A 15,172-nucleotide genomic window follows, 5' to 3' on the forward strand; every position below is an offset into this window, starting at 1 on the left:
GCTCCCGCATGCTTTCCCGACGTACCCGCCGACGCACCGTCTCCGTCTCCGTCGCCGCCCTGGCCATCGCGCCCCTGCTGAGCGCCTGCGGCGGGGACAGCGACGCCGCGACCGGCGGCGGCGAGCCCGGCACCAAGAAGGTCGGCGGCATCAACATCGGGCCCGACCAGAACCGCGTACGCGGCAAGAAGGTCGAGGCGATCGCGAAGCTCCTGCCCGCGAAGGTGCGCGAGCGCGGCACGCTGCGGCTCGGCGGCAGCGCCGACTCGGTCGCGCCGCTCGGCTTCTACGCCACCGACGACAAGACGCGCATCGGCTCCGAGGTCGACATCGCGAGCCTGGTCGCCGACACGCTCGGCCTCAAGCCGAAGTTCGAGCAGGTCTCCTGGGAGAACCTCTTCGTCGGCCTGGACAGCGGGAAGTTCGACGGCGTCTTCTCGAACGTCACGGTGACCGAGGAGCGCAAGGAGAAGTACGACTTCGCGACCTACCGCCACGACAACATCGCCTTCGAGGCCCGCAAGGACGCGAAGTGGACGGCGAAGAAGCCCGCGGACGTGGCGGGCAAGTCGATCGCGGTCTCCTCCGGCACCAACCAGGAGAAGATCCTCGTCGACTGGAGCGAGCGGAACGAGAAGGCCGGCCGCGAGCCGGTGGACATCAAGTACTTCCAGAAGGACTCCGACTACTACCTCGCCCTCCAGTCGGGACGCATCGACGCCTACCTCGGGCCGAACCCGTCGGCCGCCTACCACGTCGCGTCGTCCGGACAGACGAAGATCATTGGGACGCTCTCGGGCGGCGGCCCCAGCATCCAGGGCGAGATCGCCGCCACCACGAAGAAGGACAGCGGGCTCGTCGACGCGTACGCCGCCGCGCTCAACCACGTGATCAAGGACGGCAGTTACGCCAAGGTCCTGGGGCGCTGGGACCTGACGAGTGAGGCCGTGAAGGAGTCGCAGATCAACCCCAAGGGGCTGCCCAAGCCGTAGGGGAGCGTCAGCAAGCGTCAGCGGAAAGCCGCAAGGGGACACCGCATGCGGCACATACCGGTATGAAAGGGTTGGCACATGACGACGGACGCATCGACGGACGGCACGACGGACGCTTCCCGCGACTGGAAGCACTGGCACGAGCAGCGGACGGAGACGGTGTCCGCGCCCTACGGCCCGCTCTCCCTCACGGGCACGCACTGGCTCGCGGACTACCCGGAAGGGTCGCTTCCGGACATCCCCGGGCGCTGGACCGAGGCGGGCGACGAGATCGTCCTGACCGCGGAAGCCGGTGACGGGCTCACCCTCGACGGGCAGCTCTTCGACGGAGAGGCCCGGCTCGGCGCCGACCCCGGCCCGGTCGCCGCGGCCCGCGTCGGGCACGGCGAGCGCCGCCTGGTCGTGCTGCGGCGCGAAGGGCTCTGGGCGGTACGCGACTTCGACCCGGAGTCCGCCACGCGCCGCGCCTTCCGGGGCATCGAGGCCACCGAGTACGACGCGCGCTGGGCGGTGGAGGGGCGCTTCACTCCGTACGCCGCCGAGAGCACCACCGACGGGGTGCGCACCGTGCGGGTCGGCAACGCGGACGGGGTGGAGCGGGGGCTCGGCCTCGGGGGTGAGCTGGCCTTCAGCCTGGCCGGAAAGGACCACACGCTCCAGGTGTCGGTGGAGGGCGACGGGTCGCTCTGGGCGGTGTTCGCCGACGCGACCAGCGGGGTGTCCAGCTACCGGTTCCGCTTCCTGCGGCCCGCCGCGCCGGACGCCGAGGGGCGCACGACGGTGGACTTCAACCGGGCGCTGCTTCCGCCGTGCGCCTTCGCCGACCACTTCATCTGCCCCTTCCCGCCTCCGGGCAACACCCTCGGCGCCGAGATCGCCGCGGGGGAGCGGAACCTCATCGGCAGCTGACACGTCAGAAGCAGAGCCGATGACCCAAGCCCCGGCGGCGTACGACAGGTACGACAGCCGCCGGGGCCGGTCGCCGTATCCGGCTGACGGCCGAAAGGCGCCCTTGTGCGCGGTGTCCCCGGCCCGAATACTCCCGAGCAGCGCTTGTCAGGAGCACGGCGTATCCGGAATCCGGCCTGCCTCTTGCTCATTGGCTGCGCCTCACGGGCCCCAACCCACGCGGCCCACTGACTTCCCCCCGGGAGGAACAACAAGTGAGGATCAAGCGCACCACCCCCCGCAGCGGCATAGCGAGACACACTCGTCTGCTCGCCGTGGCCACCGGACTTGTGGCCGTCGGCGCGCTCGCCGTCCCCGCTGCGAACGCCAATGACGTCACCACCTTCAGCTCGGCGCAGCTCACCAAGGCGAGCGACGCGGTGCTCGACGCGGATGTCGCAGGCACCGCATGGAGCGTCGACAAGGCGACGAACCGTCTGGTCGTCACCGCCGACAGCACCGTCTCCAAGGCCGAGATCGCCAAGATCAAGAAGGCGGCGGGCAGCAACGCGGACGCCCTCAAGGTCGAGCGCACTCCCGGCAAGTTCAGCAAGCTGATCTCCGGCGGCGACGCGATCTACGCGTCCAGCTGGCGCTGCTCGCTCGGCTTCAACGTCCGCAGCGGCAGCACCTACTACTTCCTCACCGCCGGTCACTGCACCGACGGTGCGGGCACCTGGTGGGCCAACTCGGCGAAGACCACGGTCCTCGGGTCCACGACGGGATCGAGCTTCCCGACCAACGACTACGGCATCGTCAAGTACTCCAACTCGTCGATCACCAAGTCCGGCACGGTCGGCAGCCAGGACATCACCAGCGCGGGCAACGCCACCGTGGGTCAGAACGTCACGCGGCGTGGCTCGACCACCGGTACCCACAGCGGCAGGGTCACCGGCCTGAACGCGACCGTCAACTACGGCGGCGGTGACATCGTCTACGGCATGATCAAGACCACGGTCTGCGCCGAGCCCGGCGACAGCGGCGGCCCGCTCTACGCGGGGACCAAGGCGCTGGGTCTCACCTCGGGCGGCAGCGGAAACTGCTCCTCGGGCGGCACGACCTTCTTCCAGCCGGTCACCGAGGCGCTGAGCGCGTACGGCGTGAGCGTCTACTGATCCGGGTAACGGACCAGTCTGCAGCCAGCAGCAGGAGAGCCCCCGCCCGGAGTCCGGGCGGGGGCTCTCCCCTGTCTCCCGTCTCCCTTTGCGCGCCGTGCGGCGCTACCTTCGAAGTGCACGCCCAACACGCCCAATTCGGACCCTGGGGGGCCGGCATGGTCGAGGAGCTGGTGACGGCGGGAGTGGCCGTCGGGGCTGTCGGAGCGGTCTATGCGATGGCTGCGGCGCGTGTCATCAAACAGTACGAGCGGGGCGTGGTGCTCCGGCTCGGGCGACTCCAGCGCTCGGTGCGGGGGCCCGGGTTCACGATGATCGTGCCGTTCGTGGACCGGCTCCGTAAGGTGAACATGCAGATCGTGACGATGCCGGTCCCGGCGCAGGACGGCATCACCCGGGACAACGTCACGGTGCGGGTGGACGCGGTCATCTACTTCAAGGTGATCGACGCCTCCGAGGCCGTCGTCCAGGTGGAGGACTACCGTTTCGCGGTCTCGCAGATGGCGCAGACGTCGCTGCGTTCGATCATCGGCAAGAGCGACCTGGACGATCTGCTCTCCAACCGCGAAAAACTCAACCAGGGCCTGGAGTTGATGATCGACTCTCCCGCGGTCGGGTGGGGCGTGCAGATCGACCGGGTGGAGATCAAGGACGTGTCGCTCCCGGAGACGATGAAACGCTCGATGGCCCGGCAGGCCGAGGCCGACCGCGAGCGGCGGGCCCGCGTGATCAACGCGGACGCCGAGCTGCAGGCTTCCAAGAAGCTGGCCGAGGCCGCGCACGAGATGGCGGACGAGCCGGCCGCGCTCCAGCTGCGGCTGCTTCAGACGGTGGTGGCGGTCGCCGCCGAGAAGAACTCCACCCTCGTCCTGCCCTTCCCCGTGGAGCTGTTGCGCTTCCTGGAGCGGGCCCAGCAGGCGCAGCCGCAGCCGCCCGCCGCCGTGTCCGAGTCACCCGCGGCCGGGTCCGGGCCGCCCGCCGTCGAGCTGCCGGATTTCGGTACGGCGGATTCGGAAGCCGGAGTGCCGGACGCGCCAGGAGCGTCGAGAACCGGACAGGACTAGTCCTTACCCGCTGCCGATCACTCGCTCGCACGCGGTGTTTGCAGCGGGAACCGACGTGGTGAGACCGGCGCCGGTGAAGACATGTGGGGCGCACGGTGATTGTCGCGTGCGCGTCCTGAAGTAGACCTTGTGTGCTACCAGGCGGGATCGGGATAGTGGGCCGCACCCTTTGGCATGGACGCGGCTTTCGCAGCGTGTGCGACTCCGTGCCGGTACGCCTTCCGGTCCCCAGGTCCCCACACCGAACGGGCCGACCCCCCACAGGAGGACGTGACTTGAAGCACCGACGCATATCCAAGCGACGTGCAGCCGTGGCAGGTGCGGGCATCACCGCACTGATCGCCGCCGGAATCACCTTCCAGACTGCGAACGCGAGTGAGAGTGCCCCGACCCCCACGCCGGACACCCTCTCGGTCGCGAAGGCCGGAAAGCTCGCCTCGTCCCTCGGCAAGGACCTCGGTCCGGACGCGGCAGGTACGTACTACGACGCCAAGGCCAAGAACCTCGTCGTGAACGTCCTCGACAAGAGTGCGGCGGACGCCGTCGAGTCGGCGGGCGCCAAGGCGAGAATCGTCGAGAACTCCCTCGCCGAGCTGAAGAGCGCGCGCACCACCCTCACCGACAAGGCGTCCATCCCCGGCACCTCGTGGGCGGTCGACCCGGCCACCAACAAGGTCGTCGTCACGGCGGACCGCACGGTCAAGGGCGCCCAGCTCGACAAGCTCGGCGCGGTCGTGAAGGGGCTCGGCTCCAAGGCCGAACTCCATCGCAGCAAGGGGGAGTTCAAGCCCTTCATCGCGGGTGGCGACGCCATCTGGGGCGGCGGCGGCCGCTGCTCGCTCGGTTTCAACGTGGTCAAGGACGGTGCGCCGCACTTCCTGACCGCGGGCCACTGCACCGAGTCGATCACGAGCTGGTCCGAGGAGCAGGGCGGACCGGTCATCGGTGAGAACGCGGGCTCCAGCTTCCCGGACAACGACTACGGCATCGTCAAGTACAGCGGCGACACCGCGCACCCGAGCGAGGTGAACCTCTACAACGGTTCGACGCAGGCCATCACCAAGGCCGGCGACGCGACCGTGGGCCAGAAGGTGCAGCGCAGCGGCTCGACCACGCAGCTGCACGACGGCTCGGTCACCGGTCTCGACGCCACCGTGAACTACGGCAACGGCGACATCGTCAACGGGCTCATCCAGACCGACGTCTGCGCCGAGCCCGGTGACAGCGGCGGCGCGCTCTTCGCGGGCGACACCGCCCTTGGCCTGACCTCGGGCGGCAGCGGTGACTGCGGCTCCGGCGGGGAGACGTTCTTCCAGCCGGTTCCCGAGGCGCTCTCCGCCTTCGGTGCGGAGATCGGCTGACGTAGGCCCGGGGCCGGTCCGCCACGGCGGACCGGCCCCTTCGCCCGTCCCCTTGTGAAATCCTTCACAAGGGGACCTTCGGCCTGCCCGGAGGGGTCTTTCTCGGCCCCTGCGGGGCTGTGCGCAGGTGTGCAATGGAGGCACGAGCGAAAAGGTCTCAGCTGAAGGAGCCCTGTCATGGCGGCCAAGGAGATGGTGGACGGACTGGTCGAGAGGGCGCTCACCGCGCTCGGCCGGTTCACGTCGTACGACCAGGAGCAGGTCGACCACATCGTCAAGAAGGCCTCCATCGCCGCACTGGGCCGGCACGGGGAACTGGCGAAGCTGGCCGTCGAGGAGACGGGGCGCGGGCTCTTCGAGGACAAGGCCGTCAAGAACCTCTTCGCCTGCGAGCACGTCGTCAACTCGATGCGCGGCCTGAAGACCGCGGGCGTCATCTCCCGCGACGAACTGAACGGCATCACCGAGATCGCCGAACCGGTCGGCGTCGTCTGCGCCATGACCCCGGTGACCAACCCGACGTCGACGACCCTCTTCAAGGCCCTCATCGCCCTGAAGACCCGCAACCCGATCGTCTTCGCCTTCCACCCCAGCGCCCAGCGCTGCTCCGCCGAGGCCGCCCGCATCGTGCGCGACGCCGCGATCGAGGCCGGCGCCCCCGCGGACTGCGTGCAGTGGATCGAGGAGCCCTCGATGGAGGCGACCGGTCTGCTCATGAACCACGACGGCGTCTCCACCATCCTCGCCACCGGCGGCAACGCCATGGTCAAGTCCGCCTACTCCTGCGGCAAGCCCGCGCTCGGCGTCGGCGCGGGCAACGTACCCGCGTATGTCACGCGCAGCGGCAAGCTGCGCCGCGCGGTGCACGACATCGTGCTCTCCAAGGCCTTCGACCACGGCATGATCTGCGCGTCCGAGCAGGCCGTGATCCTCGACAAGGAGATCTACGACGCGGGGATCGCGGAGTTCGAACGGCTCGGCGCGTACGTCGTCACGGCGGCCGAGAAGACCAAGCTGGAGGAGTTCGTCTTCGGCGCCACGGCGTTCGGCGCGAACTGCTCGGGCGCGAAGCTGAACGCGTCCGTCGTCGGCAGGTCACCGCGGTGGATCGCCGAACAGGCCGGGTTCGAGGTCCCTTCGGGTACGTCGGTCATCGTCGCCGAGTGCGCGGAGGTCGGCGACGCCGAGCCGCTGACCCGCGAGAAGCTCTCCCCGGTCCTCGCCGCCCTGAAGGCCGACTCCACCGAGCAGGGCCTGGAACTGGCCGCCCGGATGGTCGAGTTCGACGGCCTCGGGCACAGCGCCGCCGTCCACACCGAGGACGAGGAGCTCGCCGAGGAGTTCGGCAGGCGCGTCAAGGCGGTGCGCGTCATCGTCAACGCGCCCTCCACCTTCGGCGGCATCGGCGACGTCTACAACGCCTTCCTGCCCTCGCTCACCCTCGGCTGCGGCTCCTACGGGCACAACTCGGTGTCGAACAACGTCTCCGCGGTCAACCTGATCAACGTCAAGCGGATCGGACGGCGCAACACCAACATGCAGTGGTTCAAGGTCCCGCCGAAGATCTACTTCGAGCGCAACTCCCTGCGGTACCTGGGCGAGATGGACGGCATCGGGCGCGTCTCGATCGTGACGGACAAGACGATGTCGCAGCTCGGCTTCGTCGCCCGGGTGACCGACATCCTCGCCGCGCGCCCCGACGCCGTCACCGTCCAGGTCATCGACGACGTCGAACCCAACCCGGAGCTGGCGACCGTGCGGGCCGGGGCCGCGCGCATGCGGGAGTTCCGGCCGGACACGATCATCGGGCTCGGCGGCGGCTCGCCGATGGACGCGGCCAAGATCATGTGGCTGATGTACGAACACCCGGAGATCGAGTTCGCGGACACCAAGGAGAAGTTCTTCGACATCCGCAAGCGCGCCTTCACGTTCCCGGGCCTCGGCGAGAAGGCGCGGATGGTGGCCGTCCCGACGACCTCCGGAACGGGTTCTGAGGTCACCCCCTTCGCGGTCATCTCCGACCCGAAGGCCGCGCGGAAGTACCCCCTCGCCGACTACGCGCTCACCCCGAACGTCGCCATCGTCGACCCGGTGCTGCCGATGAGGCTGCCCGCGACGGTCACCGCCGACTCCGGCTTCGACGCGCTGACCCACGCCACCGAGGCGTACGTGTCGGTGTACGCGAACGACTACACCGACGGGCTCTGCCTCCAGGCCATCAAGCTCATCTTCGAGAACCTGGAGCGGTGCGTGGTGAACGGGGCCGACGACCCCGAGGCGCGCGAGAAGATGCACAACGCCTCGACCGTGGCGGGCATGGCCTTCGCCAACGCCTTCCTGGGCCTGGTGCACGCGATGGCGCACACCCTCGGCAACACCTTCCACGTCTCGCACGGCCGCACCAACGCGCTGCTCCTGCCGCACGTCATCCGGCACAACGGCACGGTGTCGGCCAAGGCGACGCCTTGGCCGAAGGCCGAGGTCTACCGGGCCCCGGAGCGGTTCCAGGAGATCGCGCGCATGCTGGGCCTCGCGGCGGCTTCCCCGGAGCAGGGGGTGGAGTCCTACGCCTCCGCCGTCGAGGAGTTGCGCGCGAAGTGTGGCCTTCCCGCCTCCTTCCAGGAGGAGGGCGTGGACGAGGCCGCCTTCATCGAGGCCCTGCCGGAGCAGGCGATGAACGCGTACGCGGACCAGTGCGCGCCGGCCAACCCCCGGATGCCGATGCTCGATGAGATGCGGGAGTTGATGAGGCGGGCGTACTACGGGGGCGAGCCCCGTAGGGGCGCGGGGAACCGCGCGACCAGCCGCTGACGGCCCGCAGTCGAGATCAGCGCTTCGGCCAGTACCACAGCGGCTCGTCCAGGAGGCTCTCGCGGCCCGCCACCGTCGCCTCCCCCGACTCCTTCACCAGTTCTATGGAGTTGACGTCCACCCGGTGGCGCACCGCCCCCTTGGCCACGGCTTCGGCGAGAGGGCGGGCATGGGTCACCAGGACGACCTGCGTGTCCTTCGTGGCGGTGAGGATCAGATCCGCGAGGGGGCGCAGGAGGTCGGGGTGCAGGCTCGTCTCCGGTTCGTTCAGGACCAGGAGCGAGGGCGGCCGGGGGGTGAGGAGGGCCGCCGCCCACAGCAGATAGCGCAGAGTGCCGTCGGACAGCTCGGCGGCTCCGAGGGGGCGGGTCAGTCCGCGCTGGTGCAGCTGGAGCTCGAACCGTCCGCCGTGCTCGACGACGCCCACCCGGCTGCCGGGGAAGGCGTCGTCCACCGCGTCGTCCAGGGCGGCCGGATCGCCGATCTCGCGGATGGTCTGCAGGGCCGCGGCCAGGTCGGCGCCGTCATGGCCGAGGACCGGGGTGCGGGTGCCGATGCGGGCGGCTCTCGCGGGGGCTCCGGCATCCGTACGGACGTGGTCGTAGAACCGCCAGGACCTGATCAGCTCGCGCAGCCGCAGCAGGTCGGGGGCGAGCTGCGGGTCGGCGAGCTCGCTCAGCATGCTGTCGTACGGACGGATGCCCTGGGTGCGGTGCCAGCCGCCGTCGGCGGTGCGGGTGCGCACGGCCGGGCCCGCACGGTCGCAGAGCAGTGCGGCGGGGCGCAGCACAGGGCCCGCCCAGGTGCACTCGCGCTTGATCTCCGGGTCGAGATTGAAGAGGGAGGGCTCGGCGCCGGCGCCCGAGGTGGGGGCCGGGTGCCCGAAGTCGACCGCGTACCCGAAATCGTCGCCCGCGAAGCCGAGGCGCAGGCTGGTCGGCTCCGCCTTCGCGGGGCCCGCCCACAGCGCGGAGGGCAGCCCGCCCTCGCGGGCCAGGGCCGAGACGGCGCCGCCCCGCGCGGAGTCGGCGAGCAGCCGCAGCGCGCGGTACAGGCTCGACTTGCCGGTGCCGTTCGCGCCCGTCACGACGTTCAGCCGGTCCAGGGGGACGATCAGTTTGCGCAGGGAGCGGTAGTTCTCGACCGCCAGGGTGGTGATCATTGCTCAAGACTCGCACCCGGGTCTGACAATCGCCCCGGGCCGCCGCTCGGGCTCACCCGCGGTGGGCGCCGGTGTCCGTGTCCGTCTCCTGCATCGCGGGCTTCTGGCCCGGCTGGCGGTCCCCGCGCAGCGAGGACATGACCAGGGTGACGGCGGTGCCCACGACCGCCCAGGCGGCGAGCACCAGCATCGGTCCGGTGATCGCGTTGCCCTTGAAGTACGCGATCGAACGCGCCACCCAGGTGCCCGCGCCCGGCGGCAGCCAGGGGCCGATCTCCTTCCAGAACGGCGGCAGCATCGGCAGCGGGAAGGCGCCGCCCGCGCTCGGGTTGCCCGCGATCACGACGAGCAGGACGGCGAGGCCGATGCCCACGATGCCGGTGAGCGACTGCAGGGCGAGCGTGATCATGCCGACCCCGAAGACGACGAGGGAGCCCAGGCCCCACAGGCCCATGATGCTGCCGGGCAGGGCACCCAGGATCGGCCCGATGATGATCGCGCCGCCCAGGCCGCCCGCGATCGAGTAGAGCGCCATGACGCCGGTCCTGATCAGCGCGCGGCGGCCGTTGGCGGCCCGGGACCCCGCGCTGATCGCCAGGATCGAGGCGCACAGGTAGCCGCCGACGCACCAGCCGACGACCAGGTAGAAGGACGAGAGCCCGTCGAAGTCCTTGCTGGAGGCGGGGGCCACGTCCACGGTCTTGACCGTCCGCTTCTGGGCCCCGTCGACCTCGGTGGCGATCTTCTCCAGTGCGGTGGCGAGGACGGTGCCGCCGCCGGAGCCGACCAGAAGGGTGTCGGTGGTGCCGCGGGGGTCGACGATCAGGGCGCCGTCGATGTCGCGGTTCATGATCTGGTGCCGGGCCGCGGCCTCGTCCTCGACCACGCGCGGGTCGAGCGGTTCACCGGGGAGTTTCCCGAGCTTGTCGGAGGTCTCCTTGGCCGCGGGGCCCGGAGCGACGACTCCGAAGGGCACGTCTTTCGGCTTCGGGTCGTGCAGGGCCCCTACGTAGGAGGCGATGAACAGCAGCTGCAGGGCCAGTACACCGATGACCAGCAGGGCTGCTCGCGGGGTGACGGCGCTCTTCAACTCATCGGTGAAACTCATGCCCCCACGCTCCGTGGCCCCTGCCGTTCCCGCAGGTGGGCGGGGCCGAATGGGCGAAGCGGGGTGCGGTTCGACTCGGGTGTCGCACATGCGTTCGAAACTTGGTCTATGGTGGAGGCGGGGGATGTGAGGTCGGATCGGTTCAGGGTTTCAGGAGGTGCGTGTGCCGGGGTTCACGCATCTGCACACCGTCTCCGGGTTCTCCCCGCGCTACGGCGCCTCGCACCCGGAGCGGCTGGCCGAGCGCGCCGCCGAGCGGGGCATGGACGCCCTCGCGCTCACCGACCGGGACACCCTCGCGGGCACCGTCCGGTTCGCCAAGGCCTGCGCGAAGGCGGGGGTGCGGCCGCTGTTCGGCACCGAGCTCGCGGTGGGGGAGCCCGCGTCGGCGAGCGGTGCGCGGCGGCGGACTCCGGTGCGCGGAGGTGCCTTCATCGACGAGTCGACCCCGCGTGTCACCTTCCTCGCCCGTGACGGCGCCACCGGCTGGGCCTCGCTGTGCCGCCTGATCACCGCAGCGCACCGCGGCGGCGAGGGGCAGCCCGTGCTGCCGTGGGAGGAGAACCACGGCGACGGCATGACCGTGCTGCTCGGGCCCGCGTCCGACGTGGGGCGCGCGCTCGCCGCCGGACGCCCCGACCGGGCCGTCCGGCTCCTGGCCCCCTGGCGCGAGCGCTACGGGGACGCGCTGCGCCTGGAGTCCGTCTGGCACGGCCGCGAAGGCACCGGACCCGGTTCGCTCCGCCTCGCCGCCCGCACCGTCGGCTTCGCCGCCGAGCAGGGTGTGCGCCCCGTCCTGACCAACGCCGTCCGCTACGCCGACGCGGGGCTCGGCCCGGTCGCCGACGTGCTCGATGCCGCGCGCCGCCTCGTCCCCGTCGACCCGAGCAAGGAACTCGACAGCGGGGAGCGGTGGTTGAAGGGCGCCGACGCCATGCTGGGCAACGCCGAGCGCATCGTGGAGGCGGCGGGATTCCGCCGCGACACCGCCCAGCGCCTCGTCGAGCAGACGCAGACGGCCGCCGCCGAGTGCCTCGTCGACCCCGAGGACGACATCGGCATCGGCTCCGTGCGCTTCCCCGAGCCGCACCTCGTCGGCGCGGGCCGCCGCACCGCCCAGCGCGTGCTCGCGTCCCGGGCGGCCGCGGGGATGGTGCTGCGGGGCTATGACAGGCACCGCGAGTACTGGGAGCGGATGCACCACGAGCTGGACATCATCGCGTACCACGGCTTCGCCTCCTACTTCCTGACTGTGGCCCAAGTGGTCGACGACGTACGCGACTTGGGCATCCGGGTCGCGGCGCGCGGCTCCGGCGCCGGGTCCCTGGTCAACCACCTCATCGGCATCGCGCACGCCGACCCCGTCGAGCACGGCCTGCTCATGGAGCGGTTCCTGTCGACGCGGCGGTCCGTCCTGCCGGACATCGACATCGACGTGGAGTCGGCCCGCCGCCTGGAGGTCTACCGCGCGATCATCGGCCGCTTCGGCACCGAGCGGGTCGCGACCGTCTCCATGCCCGAGACCTACCGGGTCCGCCACGCCATCCGCGACGTGGGCGCCGCCCTCTCCATGGACCCGGCCGAGATCGACAAGATCGCCAAGTCCTTCCCGCACATCCGCGCGCGCGACGCCCGCTCGGCGATGGAGGAACTGCCCGAACTGCGCGAGGTCGCGGGGGACGTGGACAAGCACGGCCGTCTGTGGGAGCTGGTCGAGGCCCTGGACGCGCTGCCGCGCGGGGTCGCCATGCACCCGTGCGGGGTGCTGCTCTCCGACGCCTCGCTGCTCGCGCGTACGCCCGTCGTGCCCACCAGCGGCGAGGGCTTTCCCATGTCCCAGTTCGACAAGGAGGACGTCGAGGACCTCGGGCTGCTCAAGCTCGATGTGCTCGGCGTGCGGATGCAGTCGGCGCTGGCGTACGCGGTGGGGGAGGTCGAGCGGGCCACGGGTGAGCGGGTGGACGTGGACGCGGTGGAGCCGGGGGACCCGGCGACGTACCGGCTCATCCAGTCGACCGAGACGTTGGGCTGCTTCCAGATCGAGTCGCCGGGCCAGCGCGACCTGGTCGGACGCCTTCAGCCCGCGACCTTCCACGACCTGGTCGTCGACATCTCGCTCTTCCGGCCAGGGCCGGTCGCCGCCGACATGGTGCGGCCCTTCATCGAGGCGAGGCACGGCCGCGCGCCCATCCGCTATCCGCATCCGGACCTGGCGAGGCCGCTCAAGGAGACGTACGGCGTCGTCGTCTTCCACGAGCAGATCATCGAGATCGTGGACATCATGACCGGCTGCGGGCGCGACGAGGCGGACCGGGTGCGGCGCGGGCTCTCCGACCCCGATTCACAGGGGCGGATCCGGTTCTGGTTCGCGCAGCAGGCGGCGGCGAAGGGGTACGACGCCGAGACGATCGGCCGGACCTGGGAGATCATCGAGGCCTTCGGTTCGTACGGCTTCTGCAAGGCGCACGCGGTGGCCTTCGCCGTGCCCACCTACCAGTCGGCGTGGCTGAAGGCCCATCATCCGGCCGCCTTCTACGCGGGGTTGCTCACGCACGACCCCGGCATGTACCCGAAGCGGCTGCTGCTCGCGGACGCGCGGCGGCGCGGGGTGCCGATCCTGCCGCTGGACGTGAACCGGTCCGCGGTCGCTCACCGTATCGAACTGGTGTCCGGTTCCGGCTCGGCTCCGGACCGATGGGGCCTGCGCCTCGCGCTCTGTGACGTCCACGGCATCAGCGAGGCCGAGGCCGCGCGGATCGCGGACGGGCAGCCCTACGCCTCGCTCCTCGACTTCTGGGAGCGGGCCAGGCCCGGCAAACCGGTCGCCCAGCGCCTCGCGCAGGTCGGCGCGCTCGACGCGTTCGGCGCCAACCGCCGCGACCTGCAACTGCACCTGACGGAGCTGCGGCGCGGCTCCCGAGGCGCATCCGGGGGCCAACTCCCCTTGTCCGGCGGGCGCGAGACGGCCCCCGCCGGGCTGCCCGACCTGGACGACGCCGAGCGGCTCAGCGCCGAGCTCGGCGTCCTGGGCATGGACTCCTCGCGCCATCTCATGAGCGACCACGCGCGGTTCCTCCGGGAGCTCGGCGTCCTGACGGCCCGGCGCCTGCGGGAGGCCGAACACGGGGCGACCGTCCTGGTCGCGGGCGCCAAGGCGGCCACCCAGACCCCGCCGATCCGCTCCGGCAAGCGGGTCATCTTCACCACCCTGGACGACGGCACGGGCCTGGTCGACCTGGCCTTCTTCGACGACGCCCACGAACGGTGCGCGCACACCGTCTTCCACTCCTGGCTGCTCCTGGTCCGCGGAGTGGTGCAGCGGCGCGGCCCGCGCAGCCTCAGCGTGGTCGGCGCCGCCGCGTGGAACCTGGCGGAACTGGTGGAGCTGCGGCGGGAGGGCGGGCTCGACGCGGTGGGCGCGCGCCTCGCCGAACCGGGGCCGGGGCCAGGGCCGGGTCCGGCGTCGGCATCGGAGGGGGAGTCCGACGGCGCCCCGGCGGACGCCGGCCGTCGCATCCGCATGTCCACGGGGTACGAGATGCACCCCTGGGCCGACCTCCAGCCACCCGGCGAACGGGCGGCGACAGGGCGGAAGCTGTGGCACCAGAGCCCGGGGAGCGCGGGATGAGCACCCTCTGCGTACGGTTCCTCCTGCCACCGATGTACGAGGCCGCCATGCCCCGACTGCTGGCGCTGCTCGGCGAGTTCAGCCCGGTCGTCGAGGCCCTGCCGCCCGACGGCGCGCTCGTCGACGTGCGCGGGGCGATGCGTTACTTCGGGTGGGACGCCGTAGAGATCGCCTCGGTGATCCGGGTACGGGCGCTCGCCCACTGCGGGGTGGACTGCGTGATCGGCGCAGGGCCCGGCCCGATGCTGGCGCGGATGGCCGTGCGGGAGGCCGCGCCGGGGGTGACCCGGGTCGTGGGCCCGGACCCTGACGCCGTCGCGGAGTTCCTCGGGGCGAAGCCGGTCGCCGAGCTGCCGGGGGTCGGCCGCGCCACCGCCCGCACCCTCTGCTCGTACGGGCTCGACTCCGTCGGCAAGGTGGCCGCGGCGCCGCTGTCCACGCTGCAGCGCCTCGTCGGCGCCCGCACCGGCCGCGAACTGCGCGAGAAGGCGGGCGGTGTCGACCGCGCGCGCGTCGTGCCGAACGCCGCCGCCCGCTCCCTCGGTTCCGAACGGCCCTTCCCGCGCGACGAGTTGGACCCCGCGCGACACCGCAGGGCGCTGCTCTCGCTCACCGAGGAACTCGGTGCGCGGATGCGCGACGAGGGCCAGGTGTGCCGCTCCCTGACCCTCACCGTGCGGTACGCGGACCGCTCCACGACGACCCGCACGCGTACGCTGCCCGAGCCGACCGCGCACTCCAGCGCGCTGACCGGATCCGCGTACCGGATGTACGAGGCGCTCGGCCTCCAGCGGGCCCGGGTGCGCGGCATATCGCTGCGCGCCGAAGGGCTCGGCCCCGCCGAACACGCCGCCCACCAGCTGATGTTCGACCCGGTGGACGACAAGGCCCGCCGCATCGAGGCGGTGGCCGACCGGGCGCGGGCGAAGTTCGGCCCCGGCGCGATCGTGCCGGGAACGCTGGCGGCGTAACCGCCGCGGCGG

10 protein-coding genes are annotated in these 15,172 nt (G+C 71.3%); 8 read left to right on the forward strand and 2 right to left on the reverse strand.

All coding sequences use genetic code 11. The features are described 5' to 3' along the window. Nucleotides 1–8 precede the first annotated feature (8 nt). The 6 genes from ACIGXX_RS36730 (at nt 9) to adhE (ending at nt 8,291) form a co-directional block, all read left to right on the forward strand. Nucleotides 9–992: an ABC transporter substrate-binding protein gene (locus ACIGXX_RS36730; RefSeq protein WP_361469921.1), complete on the forward strand. Its 984-nt coding sequence runs from the start codon at nt 9–11 to the stop codon at nt 990–992. Nucleotides 993–1,070: 78 nt separating this feature from the next. Further along, nucleotides 1,071–1,901, forward strand: coding sequence for a DUF1684 domain-containing protein (locus ACIGXX_RS36735; RefSeq protein WP_399982395.1), 831 nt, complete (start codon nt 1,071–1,073; stop codon nt 1,899–1,901). A 254-nt stretch (nt 1,902–2,155) separates the two neighbouring features. Next, on the forward strand, nt 2,156–3,055 hold the full coding sequence (locus tag ACIGXX_RS36740; RefSeq protein WP_351171324.1) for a S1 family peptidase: 900 nt from the start codon (nt 2,156–2,158) through the stop codon (nt 3,053–3,055). A gap of 158 nt (nt 3,056–3,213) precedes the next feature. After that, the gene (locus tag ACIGXX_RS36745; RefSeq protein ID WP_399982399.1) at nt 3,214–4,119 is read left to right on the forward strand and encodes a slipin family protein; all 906 of its coding nucleotides are present in this window, start codon (nt 3,214–3,216) and stop codon (nt 4,117–4,119) included. 275 nt (nt 4,120–4,394) lie between these two features. Continuing rightward, nucleotides 4,395–5,480 carry a S1 family peptidase gene (locus ACIGXX_RS36750; RefSeq protein WP_399982402.1) on the forward strand — a complete coding sequence of 362 codons (1,086 nt, stop codon included), beginning with the start codon at nt 4,395–4,397 and terminating at the stop codon, nt 5,478–5,480. Nucleotides 5,481–5,657: 177 nt separating this feature from the next. Next, nucleotides 5,658–8,291, forward strand: coding sequence for a bifunctional acetaldehyde-CoA/alcohol dehydrogenase (gene adhE / locus ACIGXX_RS36755; protein ID WP_399982405.1), 2,634 nt, complete (start codon nt 5,658–5,660; stop codon nt 8,289–8,291). A gap of 16 nt (nt 8,292–8,307) precedes the next feature. On the opposite strand, the gene ACIGXX_RS36760 is transcribed toward adhE, so the two are convergent. Both ACIGXX_RS36760 and ACIGXX_RS36765 read right to left on the reverse strand, forming a co-directional pair. Beyond that, nucleotides 8,308–9,453, reverse strand: coding sequence for an AAA family ATPase (locus tag ACIGXX_RS36760; protein ID WP_399982408.1), 1,146 nt, complete (start codon nt 9,451–9,453; stop codon nt 8,308–8,310). Between the two features lie 52 nt (nt 9,454–9,505). After that, nucleotides 9,506–10,561, reverse strand: a complete 1,056-nt coding sequence (locus ACIGXX_RS36765; protein ID WP_361469929.1) for a DUF3533 domain-containing protein — start codon at nt 10,559–10,561, stop codon at nt 9,506–9,508. A 163-nt stretch (nt 10,562–10,724) separates the two neighbouring features. Here ACIGXX_RS36765 and ACIGXX_RS36770 point away from each other — a divergent pair, with 163 nt between their 5' ends. Continuing rightward, the gene (locus ACIGXX_RS36770; RefSeq protein WP_399982413.1) at nt 10,725–14,189 is read left to right on the forward strand and encodes a DNA polymerase III subunit alpha; all 3,465 of its coding nucleotides are present in this window, start codon (nt 10,725–10,727) and stop codon (nt 14,187–14,189) included. Continuing rightward, a complete protein-coding gene (locus ACIGXX_RS36775; RefSeq protein ID WP_383818001.1) occupies nt 14,186–15,160 on the forward strand; it encodes a DNA polymerase thumb domain-containing protein in 975 nt (324 codons plus the stop codon). Before ACIGXX_RS36770 ends, ACIGXX_RS36775 begins: the two co-directional genes overlap by 4 nt. Nucleotides 15,161–15,172: the final 12 nt, after the last annotated feature.

It is taken from the genome of Streptomyces sp. NPDC055243, assembly GCF_044544025.1.
Lineage (GTDB): Bacteria > Actinomycetota > Actinomycetes > Streptomycetales > Streptomycetaceae > Streptomyces.